The following is a 16,405-nucleotide window of genomic DNA, read 5'->3' as shown; positions in this document are numbered from 1 at the left end:
TTACGAAAACGTTGTATTAGCTCCTTATCTAAAAATCCGAAAAAATTTATCCATTTATTTACTTAAGATTCAATAATTAGACTCCAAAATTAAATAATTCACAATAAAAATAGGTTTGAACGATTTACCACCCATTATTTAGCGATTTATCCCCCCTAATTAAATCCCATTTTTGCCAAACTTGTATAACATTTTAACACAGGATTAAGAGAATGTTAAAAAAACCTTTAACCAATTAAGTAAGACATATGAATAAATCAAATTACTTGAATAAAAAATCTGCTGTTACATATTTCATATTCTTTTTTTTAAGTGTATGTCACTTTTATGGACAAGATACTTCCATATCTGGAACAGTTTCGGATCAGGATGGAATGCCACTACTTGGGGTTACTGTTATTCAAAAAAATACCTCTAATGGAACGGTTACAGATTTTGATGGAAATTACCAAATTAGTGTCCCATCCGATGGAATATTAGTTTTTAGCTTTATGGGATATGCAACAAAAGAAATTTCTGTTGATGGTAGGGATATTATCGATGTTAGTTTAGAAGAAGATCTAAGCCAACTGGATGAAGTTGTTGTGGTTGGTTTCGGAACACAGAAAAAAATAAACCTTACAGGTGCCGTTGGTGTAGTCGATGGCGAAAAATTAGAAAATAGGCCAGTCCAAAATGCCACTCAAATGTTACAAGGACTGGTTGCAGGTTTAAATATTTCCTCCACTGGTGGAAGTTTGGAAGATCGCTCAACCATTAATGTACGTGGTACTGGAACCATTGGTAATTCTTCCGGAGCTCCTTTAGTTTTAATAGATGGAATGGAAGGAGACATTAATGCCATAAATCCTCAGGACATAGAAAGTATTTCGGTTTTAAAAGATGCTGCTGCTTCTTCTATTTATGGTTCCCGCGCACCTTTTGGCGTTATATTGGTAACCACTAAAAAAGGGACTAAAGGTAAGCCGGTCGTTAACTATAATACCAATGTTCGGTTAAGTTCGCCAATTAATGTTCCCGATATGATGGATTCCTATACCTATGCCTTATTTTTCAATGATGCTCATATGAATGGAGGGGAATCTCCGTTTTTCTCTGAAGAAAGATTACAGGCAATTCAAAACTATCAGCAGGGACTAACCAATGACGAAATTATTCAAAATCCAAATAACCCGCAATTATGGGGAGATGGATATGCTTTGGGACAAGCTAACAACGATTGGTATGATGTGATATATAAAGACACTTCATTCTCACAAGAGCACAATGTTAGCGTTAGTGGAGGCACTGAGGATATTCAGTATTATGCTTCAGGAAATTATTTAGACCAAAATGGATTGATGGAATTTAATACGGATACCTTTAACCGTTATACCACTACTTTAAAATTAGATGCTCAAATAACAGACCGGCTAAAAGTTAGTTTTAGTAACCGATGGGTTCGTGAAGATTTTGCAAGACCATCAGCTCTTAACGATGGTTTGTGGGAGAATTTAGCACGCCAGGCATGGCCTATACTTCCTGTATACGATCCAAATGGATTCTTATATTCTTCACCATCCCCCGCTTTAGGCTTATCAGATGGAGGGAGGGATAAAAGTCAGACTGATTGGCTATACCAACAAGGTGAATTAGTATTCGAACCTGTAGAAGACTGGTTAATTACAGGAAGAATGAGTTACAGAACACAGAATAATTTTCGTCACTGGGATACGCAAAAAACTTATAATCATGATGTCGATGGCAACCCTGTTCCTTATGGTATTTCAAATTTAGTTCATGAAGAGGGTTATAGAGAGAATTATTTAAATGCTACATTATTGAACGAGTATTCAAAGGAAATTGGAGATGGCCATAACTTTAATTTTTTAGTTGGTTTTCAATCAGAATTATCTAAAATGCGATTCTTATCCGCCGAAAGGGATGGGATAATTGTTCCATCACTCCCAACTCTTAACACAACCAGTGGTACAGATGCAAATGGCGCAGTAGTTCCACCAGGAGTTGCAGGGGATTACAATCACTGGTCAACCCGAGGAGTATTTGGACGTCTCAATTATAATTATAAGGAAAGGTATTTAATAGAGGGAAATCTTCGCTATGACGGGACATCCCGATTTCGAAATGATGAACAATGGAATTGGTTCCCTTCTGTATCTGCAGGCTGGAATGTAGCGAAAGAGCCCTTTTGGGAACCATTAAAAGAAAAGATTAGTACATTTAAATTTCGGGGATCATACGGAGAGCTTGGTAATCAAAATGTCACTTATTCGAATGGACAACCTAATTATTATCCTACATATGTTACAATGCCTATTGGAACATCAAATGGAAGTTGGCTGGTAAACGGTATGCAACCAAATACTAGCTCTGCTCCTGGTTTAGTAAGTTCATCTTTAACCTGGGAGCGCGTGAAGAGTTGGAATGCAGGTTTGGACGTAGCCGTTTTTAACAATAGACTTTCTGGTTCATTTGACTATTTTACCCGTTATACTATGAATATGATAGGGCCGGCTCCAGAATTACCAGATATTTTAGGTACTGCAGTTCCAAGGGAAAATAACACTGACTTAAAGACCTATGGTTTTGAACTTAATTTAAACTGGAGGGACCGCTTGGAAAATGATTTTGGATATAACATAAATGTTTTACTGGCAGATTCACAAACTAAAATAACAAAATACCCTAACCCTACTGGAGATCTGGGCACTTATGTACAAGGACGTAATATTAACGAGATCTGGGGATATGAAACGATTGATATTGCCAGGTATGCAGGAGAAATGGAGGCTCACTTAGCTTCACTTCCTAATGGAGGACAGGACGCCTTAGGTAGTCAATGGGCGCAAGGAGATATTATGTATCGTGATTTAAACGGAGATGGGAAGATAGACTCGGGATCCTACACTGAAGGAGATCATGGAGATTTAAAAGTGATTGGTAACAGTACACCCCGCTATTCAATCTCACTAGACTTAAGTGCCGATTGGAAAAATTTTGATATTCGAGTTTTTTTCCAAGGTATCTTAAAACGTGATTACTACATTAACAGTTACTATTTCTGGGGAGCCTGGGATTGGGGTAGATGGTGGTCCACCGGTTTAGAACCGCATATCGACTACTATAGAGCCGATGCTGGTCATCCTCTGGGCCAGAATATTGACTCATATTATCCTAGACCTCTTTTTAACGGAAAAAACCACCAAGCCCAAACCGGCTACCTTCAAGATGCCTCTTACATTCGGCTTAAGAACTTACAGATTGGCTATAGTTTACCTCAAAACGTAATTACAAAATTAGGTATCCAAAAGCTACGAATTTACTTATCTGGGGAAAACCTATGGACCGGAACAGATTTGACAAAAGTATTTGATCCAGAAACTCTTGATGATTTTTCTTCAGGGAATAATTATCCCTTAAACAGAACCCTTTCTTATGGATTGAGTGTTAATTTTTAAAAAAGTATGAAAATGAAAAAGCAATATAATATTATTCTATTATTGATTTTGGGAGGATTTACTTTACTAACTTCCTGTGAAAAGGATTTTCTCGAGAGAGCTCCTCTCTCCAGTGTTACTCCAGAATCCTACCTTCAGGATGAATCTCAACTGGCAGCCTATTCCATTGAAAGATATGGCATGCTTCCTACTCATGGTCAATTTACTTTTGGTACCTTTGAAATTGATAATAATACAGATAACCAAGCTTCCTTTGGTTACGATAACAGATATGTTCCAGGTCAATGGAGAGTTGGCCAGTCTGGTGGGGACTGGAGTTTTGGAAACATATATCAAGTTAATTACTTCTTAGAAACAGTTATACCCCGTTGGGAAGCTGGTGAGATCTCAGGAACTTCAACGAATGTAGAGCATTACATTGGAGAAATGTATTTTTTCAGGGCGTGGGAATATTTCCAAAAAGTCATCACTCTCGGTGATTTCCCAATTGTAACTACCACACTGGAAAGTGATGCGCAAACCTTGACAGAGGCCAGTCAGCGTGATCCTAGAACAGAGGTGGTTAGATTCATCATTTCAGATTTAGATAAAGCAATAGATTTAATGCAATCTACTTCTCCTGATGGCAATAAGAACAGGTTAAATAGAGCATGCGCTCAATTACTCAAATCACGGGTAGCGCTTTATGAAGGTACCTGGTTAAAACATTTTAAAGGGACAGCATTCGTACCGAATGGTCCAGGTTGGCCTGGTGCTGATGTAGCATACAATCAAGATTATCAATTCCAAGCTGGAAGTATAGATGCAGAAATTGAATGGTTGTTGGAACAATCTATGCAGGCATCTTCGGCAGTTGCAGATTCTTACTCTCTTACTCCTAACAATGGAGTTTTACAGCAGTCAACCGCAGATCCTTCCAATCCATACTTTAACATGTTCAGCGCAGTAGACATGTCTGAATATAGTGAAATTTTATTATGGAGAAGCTATGATAATGGTATAGGCATCACACATAATGTACCCGTATATGCGTCCAGAGGTAATCATGGAGTGGGATTAACTCGTGGTTTGGTGGACAGTTTCTTAATGGAAAATGGTCTTCCAATATACGCTAATGAATCTGGTTATCAAGGAGATGATTACATATCAGACGTAAGAGAAAATAGAGACGGAAGGCTTAGATTATTTTTAAAAGAACCAGGTCAGATAAACACCTTATTTGAATCACCACTTGGAACACATTGTAATGAAATTGAAACTATTCCTGAAATAACAAATACAAACGTAGAGCAGGGTTATAGTACAGGATATTCCATTCGTAAAGGATTAAACTATGATGCAGACCATTGTGCAAACGGAGGTGGTTACACAGGAGCTATAGTTTTTAGAGCGACCGAAGCTTATTTAAATTATATAGAGGCTAGTTACGAATTAAATGGTTCTATAGACGGGAAGGCCAGTTCTTATTGGAGAGCGATAAGAAACCGTGCAGGAGTAGATCCCGACTTTCAAAAAACTATTTCGAATACTCAAATGTCTATAGAGGCCCAAAATGGCTGGGGCGCATATTCCGCAGGGCAACTAGTAGATGCCACCCTTTATAATATTCGTCGTGAAAGAAGAAACGAATTAATGGCTGAAGGTCTACGCTGGATGGACTTAAAGCGATGGAGAGCATTGGACCAACTGATTACTGAGCCTTACCAAATAGAAGGCTTTAAATTATGGGGCCCAATGCAGGAATGGTATACTGATTCTCAACTCAACTATGGTAGCGCTTCTTCCGGAGTTTCCTCTCCGGCATTAAGTGAATATTTAAGGCCATATCAAAAAAATGGTAATGAATTAGTTTATAACGGTTATAGCTGGACGATGGCGCATTACCTGAATCCTATTGCAGCGGAGCATTTCCTTATCACTGAAGGTGAGGATGGTAATTCTCCGATTTATCAGAACCCAGGGTGGACACCCCAGGCCAATACTCCACCAACGGATTTATAAAATCATTGTTTTTAATTGTTGAAAATAACATAAGATGAAAAATCATAAAAAACATTTACAAGGTCTGCTAGTATTGACTTTGCTCTTATCAATTTTCTATTCGTGTAATGAAGATGATATGGTATCAAACATTGTAAATCCAAAAGCTGAATTTACAATGACCACAAGTGACGTAAACCCATATTTGGTAGAGTTTACCAGCAAAGTTATAGATCGTGATTCTCTTCGCTGGGATTTTGGAGATGGAGAAAGCGCTACAATAGCACATCCGAGCCACACTTATGCTGAAACAGGGGAGTATATTGTGACATTAACCGCTTACGGTGAACCTGGGTCTACTCCAGATGTGGTTGAAAAAGCCGTTATTATTAACTTAACTGATCCAACAGCTGATTTTTCAACTTCGGCAAGTACAGACAATCCCTTGGTATTAAAATTTACCGCCAATACAACCTTTGCTACTTCCTTTGAATGGGATTTTGGGGATGGTAATATTTCAACGGAACAGAATCCGACTCATGAATATACTGCTGCCGGGAACTATTTGGTTACTTTAACTGCAACAGGATTTGAAGGCACTGCACCAGCTGTAGTTACTAAAGAAGTAACCGCTGGAGTAGCCTTAACAAAATTAGAAGGAACCATTATTGGTCATGAAAGTTCATGGAATGATAATCCAGACACCTACGTAAGTGCAGCTTTTGATGGCAATCTAGATACATTTGTAGACGGACCTACAGCCGAAGGATACGTAGGTTATGATTTAGGCGCTGACAACAATTCAGTGGTACAACTTGTTAAATATGCTCCCAGAACAGATTATGCATATAGAATGGTTGGGGCAGAAATAAGAGGGTCTAATGACCCAGATTATTTAAATAATTATGATGTTCTATATACTATTGAAGAAGAGCCAACTGTTGGTGAACTTACTGAAATTTCATTAACAGGCACAGAAAGTTACAGATACATATATTATTACTCACCTGACGAATATGCCAATATCGCCGAATTAGAGTTTTACAGTGGTGGCGATGGTAGTGGAAGTGGAACAGCTTTCGATGCCGGTGTGATAAATATGGATGCTTGGATTGATCAAGTAGGACAAGAAGCTGGTGGTATTAACGTAACCATAACTAACAATACGATCAATTTTTCTGGGGCGGGTGAAGGAACTGGATCTCATATTTATCAAGAAGTTACAGTGGAAGCAGGTACCTATCAATTGAGTGGATCTTTAACCGTGAATTCAGTGATAGATGAAGTGTGGAGCGAATTAAGTTTTAGTACTGTAGAGCCAGAACAAGGAGTAGATTATAATCCTGGTCATGATCATGAAGTTGCCTATAGCACATGGAATGAAAGTCCTATAGAGTCCGGCACTTATTCTCTTTCAGAATTTAATGCCGGTGGCCAGCTTCCAGAAAATGGTCTTTACACTTTCGATACTCCTGAAACATTTTATATAGTCATAAAAAGTGGTTCAAACCAACCATATGATCTCACATGGAATGATTTAGCTTTTAAAAAGGTAGAATAAACTTTAAACTGAGAAATTATGAAAAATATATTAAAAAATAATTTTAAACAGATTCTACTGGTCATTCTGGTATCCATTTCGGTGAGCTGTGATAACGATGATTTTACTTATAATGATCCATCGGCAGATTTTTCTGTCGAAATGAATGATCTTGAAGCTACCTTCAAAAGCAATACGAGCCACGCTGTTTCTCTGGAATGGGATTTTGGAGATGGTGAAACCTCAGACCAAATAAATCCTACTCATACATATGGTGAAGAAGGAGAATATACTGTCACATTAACGGCCGTGGGTGCCGAGGGTACTTCAAATGAAAACTATTCACAAACAATTAGTGTGGTAAAAACTAATCCTACCGCAGTTTTTACTTATGAAGCAGATGATACAACTGTAACATTCACCAACACGTCTGAACGTGGCGTTTCTTATGAATGGGATTTTGGGGATGGAAATACATCTACAGAAGAAAATCCTGTGCATACATATGCTGAACCCGGAGAATACTCTGTAACATTAACCGTAACAGGAACAGAAGGAACACCAAACGCAACAGTAACTAATATGGTAGCTGCTGCAGTAACCGGTCCAATGGGTATAACAATAAAAAATGCAGATTTTTCACTTCCTGCAGATGGAAAACAAGGCAACTGGGAAAATGTGCCCGGTTGGAATTCAGAATCTATAGCAAATGATTCAGGAATTGATAGCCAGGAAGAAGATGGGAACTGGTTCGCTTACAGAATGAGCAGTGATCCTGCGGTATATCAGCTTACAGATCATACTATCGCTTCAGGTGAGGAGTTCAAATTGAATGTAGAAGCATGGAATACCTGGAACAGCTCTCAGTTCATATTAACGATATACTATGACACCGGTGACGGAACGAGAAACATACTGTCAACTGAAACATTTGAAATTACGGATGACCGTACTGTTTTAGAACTTACAGCTACTGCTAATTCAGAATCTATAGGCGCTAAAATCGGAGTTATGTTTGAAAACGTGTCTACTGACGGAGGCGATGGATGGAGTGGATTTGATAATGTTCAGTTATCTGTAGAAGGTTCAGCAGGTTCCTCGAATTTCACAGAACAGGATGTTGAGAATGCAGATTTTTCACTTCCCGCAGATGGGAAAAATGCAAATTGGGAGAATGTCCCCGGTTGGAATACCGATTCAGTAGCAAATGATTCCGGAATCGATAGCCAAGAAGAGGATGGTAACTGGTTCGCTTATAGAATGAGCAGTGACCCTGCAGTATACCAACTTTCAGATCATACTATTGCCTCCGGTGAAGAATTTAAAGTAAATGTAGAAGCATGGAATACCTGGAATAGTTCTCAGTTTATTGTAAGTATTTATTACGATACTGGTGACGGAATAAGAAATATTATAGCAACTGAAACATTTGATATAACAGATGACCGGGCTGTTTTAGAAATAACAGCAGAGGCTTCGGCAGAATCTGTAGGTGCCAAACTAGGAATTATGTTTGAAAATATCTCGACTGATGGAGGTGATGGTTGGAGCGGATTTGACAATGTTCAACTATTTGTAAAGTAGATATTCCAATCCTAATAAAACTTCAATGCCCAGGCTAAAATAGGTTGGGCATTTATAAGCCTTAAGAATATAATGTCCATTCGCAGAATTTGAAAAAGCTCCGAATTAACCCAGGGCTTAATGAATCACCAGACCGTTATCCATTACAATTATTGTTATTAAAAAATACGTAATTATAATACTTACAAAATGAAGAAATTTTACCTGTTAGCCTTAAGTCTTAATTTATTGGTAGCATCATGCAGCAGTGAAGATGATGGTATAGATCCACCAGAGCCGGCAGCTAATACTGCACCAAGTGTTCCTGTTTTATTATACCCCTCGAACAATCTTATATGTATTGAAAATGATATAGATTTTCAATGGGAAGCTTCTATAGATGCAGAGGAAAATGTAGTTAAATATGAAGTACAGGTTGCTACGGATAATAGTTTTTCTGAAGGCTTACAAACTGCTACAACTTTAGATGTCCATAAGCAAATCAGTCTTGAAAGAGGAAAGATGTATTATTGGAGAATGAAAGCAACCGATACAAAGGATGCTTCAAGTGAATATTCAGAAGTTTTCAATTTCTATACTGAAGGGGATGGAATTACAAACTATGTACCCTTTGCTCCTAATTTAATTTCTCCAGAATTAGAGGCAATACTTTCAAGTGGTTCAGTTGAATTAAGCTGGACAGCTTCAGATGCTGATGAGAACGACAGCCTCGAATACGATGTTTACTTTGGTACTGATAATCCTCCTACTGAAAAAGTGGCAACCGATATAACCGATAATTCTTTGACTGTTGAGGCAACAACCCAGGGAACATATTATTGGAAAGTAATTGCAAATGATGGTAATGGAGGCACAACCGTTGGTCAGATTTGGAACTTTACGGTAGAATAACCGCTGCAAATCTAAAACATCTCTTTTATTGAGATTCTGAACAACAATACATTAATAACGACACGATGAAAAACTATACATTTTTAATAATAATTTTAAGCCTATTTACCTTTAAGCTTAGTGCTCAGACACCACTTGAAGTGTATTCAGAAGAAAACTTTGGTGGAAATTTAAAACAATATGAAGTTTTCGCTATTCACAAGGATTTAGGCTCTTTAGAGAATACTATCAACTCTTTCAAACTACAGAAAGGTTATATGGTAACCTTTGCTTCTAATTCTGATGGAACCGGATATAGCAGAGTATATAGAGCTGATGATTCCGGTTTGGAAGTTGCTTCCCTCCCACCTTATTTAAAGGGAACAATATCTTTTATACGAGTAATGCCCCTTCACGACTATGTTACCAAAAAAGGCTGGGCCGGATGGAATGAGGTAGAAATCAATGCTACTAATAGTTCCTGGTATTATGACTGGTCTGCAAATGGAAGTACAAAACCTTTTCTAGAGTATGTACCGATAAAACAAAATTTAGACTGGCCGGGATGGGGGGAAATTATAGCTAAATCTGGGGCTACTCATGTGCTGGGATACAATGAACCAGATAGGTCAGACCAGGCAGACATTAGCGTGGAAACCGCCATTGAAAGATGGCCTAATTTTATGCAAACTGGTTTAAGATTAGGGTCGCCAGCAACTTCAGATCCCTTTAATGGGTGGCTTGACGATTTTATGACCAGAGCTGAAGCTCTTAACTATCGAATAGATTTTCTGGCTATTCATGCTTATTGGAATAAATCCCCAGAACAATGGTCAAACGATTTGGATTACCTATACAACCAGTACGAGCGCCCAATATGGATTACAGAATGGAATATTGGCGCGAACTGGACAGAAAATAATTTTCCCGATGATCCGGAAATGATTACCGATGCAAATGCAGTTAAACATAGAAATGACCTTATAGCAGTTTTGAACGTGTTAGAAAGTAAAGAATATGTTGAGCGTTATTCGATTTATAACTGGGTGCAGGATGCCAGGGCAATAATTATAACAATTGATGACAGCTTCAAATCACGAAATCCAAATTGGGAAAATTATGAATGGCTGGAAACAGCAACTGTAATATCACCCGAAAATGAGGGCAATCCCATGAAAGTACTTACTCCAGCTGGTGAATATTATGCCAATCTGGAATCAAGAAAAGCTTATTTCCCGTCCCTAGAATATGTTCCCACCTGGACACCATTGAAAGATTCATTAAGTTATGATTTATCTGTTGATTATCAGAATATTAATATAAAATGGGAAGGATTAAATAATGAACTGGTAGATAAATATATTTTAGAAAGAAAGCTAGAAGGAGAAACCGACTTCTCAGTTGTTTATGAATCTTCAGATTATTCAGCACTAAGTTATGATGATGAGGTCCAAAATGCTGCTGAGTATAGACTAAGAGTGATAGGTAAGGATGGTGCAGAATCGGTTTCTGAAATATTATATTTCGAACAAAGCGAAATTCCTTCAACACCTGCTGATTTATCCGGAGAGGCCGTTTCCAGTTCCATTATCAATTTAAGTTGGTCTAATGTTGAGAATGCCGAAAGTTATAATTTAAAAAGGGCAGATACTGAGGATGGTTCTTACGAAATAATAGCCTCATTTCTAGCAGAAACGAACTATCAGGACTCAGGACTGGATATGAACACTACCTATTATTATAAGGTTTCATCGTTAAATTCCGGAGGAGAAAGCGAAGACAGCTCTCCAATTTCTGTTAAGACAAATTCCATAGAAACCCCAGATGCTGTTTCTAATATCTTAATAAGTTCTGGTGATGCTCAGGTAAAATTGAAGTGGGATTTTATGTATGATGCTGAATTTTATGTAAAACGTTCTACTTCAGCAAATGGCTCATTTGAAACCGTAGCAACTGTAGACCAAAATGAATATAAGGACTCTAACGTAGAAAACGGGACAACGTATTACTACAAAATAACAGCATACAATGATGAAGGTGAAAGTGAAGAATCTTCTATAATTCTTGCTAAACCAAAGGCAGGTCAACACTTATATTATGATTTCAACGAAAATGAAGGTTCAAGTCCTCACGATCAATGGGGTGGTTATGAAGCTATTCTAAATTCGTCGGTCCAATGGGAGTCGGGCATCCATGATGGTGGTATTTACCTGGACGGATCTACTGAATCATATATGGAAATCGAAGATGGTGTAGTGCAAAACCTTAGTGATTTTACTATTTCATCATGGGTAAAGTTGGATTCTTCCCAAAATTGGGTTCGAATATTTGACTTTGGTGATGGTACTGATACTTATATGTTTTTAACTCCCCAGAACGCGGGCGACGGAAAATATTTTTTTGCTTTTAAAAATGCTGGTAAAGAAGAGTATATCTATACAAACGTTAGTCCCCAAACTGGCCAATGGGCTCACGTAGCTGTTACCTTAGAAGGTTCGACGGGTATTATATACGTTAATGGTGTTGAAGCCGGAAGAAATGAAGCTATGACAATTAAACCTTCTATGTTGGATTTAACAACCCAAAATTACATTGGAAAATCTCAGTGGCCCGATCCAAATTTAAATGCGATGATAGACGATTTTAAAATTTTCAATTATGCATTGGGTGAAGAAAAAATAAAAGAACTTACACAAATTGAACTCGCCAGCGATAACTTTTCAATTGAAGTATCCGGGGAAACATGTCCGGACAAAAACAATGGAAAGATAACAATTATTGGAAAGTCTGATTTAACATACAGTGCGACCGTAAACGGAGTCCCTTATTCATTCACAGGAAATACTCTAACATTAACTGAATTGACAGAATCAACTTTCGATATTTGTATTTCAGTTGCAGAAGCAAAGACGGAGCAATGTTATTTTGTTGAAGTTCCTGAAAGTGAAATGATGACTGGTAGAATTGCGACAAGTTCCAGCAAAATGCATGTTAAGGTTACTTCAGGAACCGCTCCATATAATGTTGTTGTAAATGGGATATTACAATTCCAGACCGATGAAAAGGAATTTGAGGTTGATGTAAAAATGAACGATCTTCTGGAAGTTAAATCCTCAAAGGATTGCGAAGGAACTCTCTCAAAAAAGATCACACTTTTGGATGCTGTTATTGCCTCGCCAAATCCATCAAAAGGACTTTTCGAAATTACCATCCCAACGAATTCTGATAAAGTAATGTTAGAAATTTACAATATGAACTCGGCACTCATATCTAGAAAGGTTTATAATATTGAGAATAAAAAAGTTTTTGTAAATATTGAAAATGAGCCACCTGGAACTTATCTAATTAGAGTTAATTCTGACCCTGTAGAAACAATTCGGATTATTAAAAAATAATTTTAAAAAGCATCACGTACTTTTTAATGATTCGTATGATTATAAAAGAAAAGAATTCGGTATTAAATGAAATTTGAATTAAGGAAGTTGAATTAGCCATGTGAATTTAAAGGAAATAGAAACGGTATCTGGATAAACCGGATACCGCTTTTTCCAAAGATGTATTTTAAATCCATCGTAGGAAACGTAAATTAATTCTTTTTCTCTTGCAACACAATTTTCCCAAATTCTACAAAATCATATTATCGGTTTTTTACGCTATGGTATGAAGACCAGGAAGCAATATATCATTGGAATTTTTAAATAGGCTCCATGCCAGGTTAAAAATTTTCCAAATATTCTGTTGTCAAATTGGAAACTCTAATAATATGGCTCTTGCAGTAAAGAAGTCAAAGTTTGGAAAGATTTAAAAAATGAATTTAGAAACAATGAAAATGAATAAGACAATATTAACGGTTTTCCTCGTACTGATCACAATTACATGCATGGCTCAGCACAAACAAAATGAATGGGAAAATCCACAAATTTTGGACAGAAACAAAGAAGAAGCTCACACCCAGTTCGTTTTATATAAGAATGAAGCAACAGCAAAAGAAGCTGATAAAAAAGCCTCGGAATATTATAAAAGCCTGAACGGTACCTGGAAATTCAATATTGTTAAGACCCCGACTCAAAGGCCAAAAGATTTCTATGAAGTTGGACTAAATGATGGGAATTGGAAAAACATTTCTGTTCCCTCTAACTGGGAATTAGAAGGATATGATATTCCCATTTATACAAATGTAACCTACCCTTTCCCTAAAAATCCGCCCTATATCGATGAAAAATATAACCCGGTTGGAAGTTATCGCACTACATTTACCATTCCACAGGGCTGGGATGAAAAAGAAATTATCATTCATTTCGGTTCCATTTCGGGATATGCACAGATTTATTTGAACGGGAAAGAAGTAGGGATGACCAAAGCATCTAAGACCCCGGCAGAATTTGATATCACTCCTTTTTTAAAAGAAGGAGAGAATCTGTTGGCAGTGCAGGTTTTCCGCTGGCATGATGGAAGCTATCTGGAAGATCAGGATTTTTGGCGTTTAAGCGGAATTGAACGAGATGTTTATTTGCAAGCCATTCCAAAAACCACCATCTGGGATTACTGGGTAACCGCTAATCTTGATGATCAGTACAAAAACGGAATCTTCAACTTAACTGTGGATCTTCGAAAGTTTGAGGGTAGTAAAATAAAAAAGACCGCGGTGAAAATAGAACTTTTCAGTCCTGAGGGTGAAAAGGTTTTTTCAGAAGAAAAAAAGAAACTATCAGCTGATGAAAAGGTGAAATTTTCCACAAACATTCAAAATGTTCAAAAATGGAGTGGAGAATTTCCTAATCTTTATTCATACCTGATCACCCTTTCAAATAAAAAAGGGGAGATTCTTGGTGTGATTTCAGGGAAAACAGGTTTCAGAAAAGTCGAAATCAAAGACGCACAATTAATGGTTAACGGGGAACCCATCACTGTAAAAGGAGTAAACCTGCACGAGCACCACGGTACAAAAGGCCACGTTCCAGACAGAGCGATGATGATAAAGGATATTGAACTAATGAAGCGTAATAATATCAATGCGATTCGGATGAGTCATTATCCTCACGGGATTGAGTTGTACGAACTGGCTGATAAATATGGAATGTATGTCGTTGATGAAGCCAATATTGAAACCCATGGTATGGGAGCAGAATGGCAGGCTGGTTTTGACAAATCTAAACACCCCGCTTATCTAAAAGAATGGGCTCCTGCACATTTGGATAGAATTAAGAGAATGGTTGAAAGGAGTAAAAATCATCCTTCAATTATCATCTGGTCAATGGGTAATGAAAGTGGTAACGGGCAGGTGTTTTATGATGCCTATGACTGGATTAAAGAACGTGACACTACCAGAATGGTCCAATTTGAACAAGCCGGGGAAAACAGGAATACCGACATAGTTGCTCCGATGTATCCAGGATTAAAGAACATGATAGAATATGCCGAATCTGAAGATAAGAAAAGGCCATATATTATGTGTGAATATTCACATGCTATGGGAAACAGTAACGGGAACTTCCAGGAATACTGGGATATTATTAACAGCAGCAGTCATATGCAAGGAGGTTTTATCTGGGACTGGGTAGACCAAGGACTGGAAGCGGAGACCAAAGAAGGAGAAAAATTCTGGGCTTATGGTGGCGATTTGGGTGGAGAAAATCTTCAAAATGATGAAAATTTTAATGCTAACGGCCTTGTTGACGCCGCCCGTAATCCCCATCCTGCCCTTCAGGAAGTAAAAAAAGTTCACCAAAACATTAATTTTCAACTTAAAAATAAAAAAAACCTAATTGTTACTAATAAATTCAACTTTACGAATCTTGACAGATATGGTTTTAAATGGCAATTATTCGCCGATGGCGAAATAGTAGAAAAAGGTAATTTTAAGGTTTCCGTAGCACCTAACCAGAAAAAAGAAATTCAACTTGATCTTCCAAAATTGGATGATAGGGAATATTTTCTGAATGTTCATGCCTATACTTTAGAGACCACTGAACTTGTTCCGGAAGGTCATGAGATCGCCAGAGAACAATTTAGTATTGGAGATAAAACTTTTTTTACTGGAGAGAATAATTCACTAGAGAGCCAAAATTTAAAACATTCGATTAAAGGAGATGTTTTTCATTTTAGTACCGATAAAATTATCGGCGAACTAAATTTGGAAACAGGAAAGCTTCAAAAATATAGTTTTAAAAACGAGGATTTTAAGGTGATTTCCCAATTCCCAGAACCATATTTCTGGCGTGCTCCAACAGATAATGATTTTGGCAACAAAATGCCCCAAAAACTTAAAGCCTGGAAACATGCCCATCAAAATCCCGAAGTAAAAGATGTTAACGTGGGCAAACATAACGACAAGGGAGTAGCGGTAATTGTAACTTATGAATTAGCCGAAGTCCAGGTGCCTTATACTGTTGAGTATTTTATTGAGAACAACGGGGATATTAAAGTTACTTCCAGTATAGACATGACCGGAAAAGAGTTGCCGGAGTTGCCAAGGTTTGGGATGCGTGTGGTATTGCCAGGCGATTATAATAATTTGAATTACTATGGTAGAGGTCCCTGGGAAAATTATGCCGACAGAAATACCTCGTCGTTTGTTGGACAATATGAAGACAAAGTGGCCAACCAGTTTACCTGGACATACATTCGTCCACAGGAATCGGGTTATAAAACCGATGTTCGCTGGCTTACTTTAAAAGATACTCATGGAAATGGATTGAAAATCGTTGGCCATCAGCCCCTTGGTTTTAGTGCCCTGGATATCCCTACCGAACAACTAGACGCCGGCGAATGGAAAGCACAACGCCACCCAACCGATCTGGAACCACAAGATAAAGTATTCCTCCATATAGACCTAAAACAACGCGGGCTTGGCGGGGATAATAGCTGGGGCGCTCTTCCACATGAAAAATACAGGTTAATGGATGACCATTATACTTATACCTATAGTATGTCTTTAATTTCTGAAGATAAATCTCTGAGTGCTAAATAATAA

7 protein-coding genes are annotated in these 16,405 nt (G+C 37.7%); all 7 read left to right on the top strand.

Translation table 11 applies throughout. The features are described from left to right. The first annotated feature begins 248 nt into the window (after positions 1 to 248). The 7 genes from AC2S94_RS06540 to lacZ all read left to right on the top strand — a co-directional run bounded on the left by AC2S94_RS06540 (position 249) and on the right by lacZ (position 16,402). Positions 249 to 3,458: a SusC/RagA family TonB-linked outer membrane protein gene (locus AC2S94_RS06540; protein ID WP_484630666.1), complete on the top strand. Its 3,210-nt coding sequence runs from the start codon at positions 249 to 251 to the stop codon at positions 3,456 to 3,458. A 12-nt stretch (positions 3,459 to 3,470) separates the two neighbouring features. After that, on the top strand, positions 3,471 to 5,459 hold the full coding sequence (locus AC2S94_RS06535; RefSeq protein ID WP_484630665.1) for a RagB/SusD family nutrient uptake outer membrane protein: 1,989 nt from the start codon (positions 3,471 to 3,473) through the stop codon (positions 5,457 to 5,459). A gap of 118 nt (positions 5,460 to 5,577) precedes the next feature. Next, a complete protein-coding gene (locus AC2S94_RS06530) occupies positions 5,578 to 6,999 on the top strand; it encodes a PKD domain-containing protein (protein WP_484630664.1) in 1,422 nt (473 codons plus the stop codon). Between the two features lie 18 nt (positions 7,000 to 7,017). After that, positions 7,018 to 8,562 (top strand): PKD domain-containing protein, encoded by a 1,545-nt coding sequence (locus tag AC2S94_RS06525; RefSeq protein WP_484630663.1) that lies wholly within the window; start codon positions 7,018 to 7,020, stop codon positions 8,560 to 8,562. Positions 8,563 to 8,751: 189 nt separating this feature from the next. Next, positions 8,752 to 9,453 carry a fibronectin type III domain-containing protein gene (locus tag AC2S94_RS06520; protein WP_484630662.1) on the top strand — a complete coding sequence of 234 codons (702 nt, stop codon included), beginning with the start codon at positions 8,752 to 8,754 and terminating at the stop codon, positions 9,451 to 9,453. Positions 9,454 to 9,518: 65 nt separating this feature from the next. Beyond that, on the top strand, positions 9,519 to 12,827 hold the full coding sequence (locus AC2S94_RS06515) for a glycosyl hydrolase (protein WP_484630661.1): 3,309 nt from the start codon (positions 9,519 to 9,521) through the stop codon (positions 12,825 to 12,827). A gap of 434 nt (positions 12,828 to 13,261) precedes the next feature. Beyond that, positions 13,262 to 16,402: a beta-galactosidase, LacZ type gene (gene lacZ, locus AC2S94_RS06510; RefSeq protein WP_484630660.1), complete on the top strand. Its 3,141-nt coding sequence runs from the start codon at positions 13,262 to 13,264 to the stop codon at positions 16,400 to 16,402. Positions 16,403 to 16,405: the final 3 nt, after the last annotated feature.

Source organism: Christiangramia pacifica (assembly GCF_057221535.1).
This window is presented reverse-complemented; position numbering and strand designations above follow the sequence as displayed.

Excerpts from the sequence above, each read along its gene's own strand:
- AC2S94_RS06540 (WP_484630666.1), top strand. The coding sequence starts at position 249 with ATGAATAAATCAAATTACTTGAATAAAAAATCTGCTGTTACATATTTC.
- AC2S94_RS06535 (WP_484630665.1), top strand. The coding sequence starts at position 3,471 with ATGAAAAAGCAATATAATATTATTCTATTATTGATTTTGGGAGGATTT.
- AC2S94_RS06530 (WP_484630664.1), top strand. The coding sequence starts at position 5,578 with ATGGTATCAAACATTGTAAATCCAAAAGCTGAATTTACAATGACCACA.
- AC2S94_RS06525 (WP_484630663.1), top strand. The coding sequence starts at position 7,018 with ATGAAAAATATATTAAAAAATAATTTTAAACAGATTCTACTGGTCATT.
- AC2S94_RS06520 (WP_484630662.1), top strand. The coding sequence starts at position 8,752 with ATGAAGAAATTTTACCTGTTAGCCTTAAGTCTTAATTTATTGGTAGCA.
- AC2S94_RS06515 (WP_484630661.1), top strand. The coding sequence starts at position 9,519 with ATGAAAAACTATACATTTTTAATAATAATTTTAAGCCTATTTACCTTT.
- lacZ (WP_484630660.1), top strand. The coding sequence starts at position 13,262 with ATGAATAAGACAATATTAACGGTTTTCCTCGTACTGATCACAATTACA.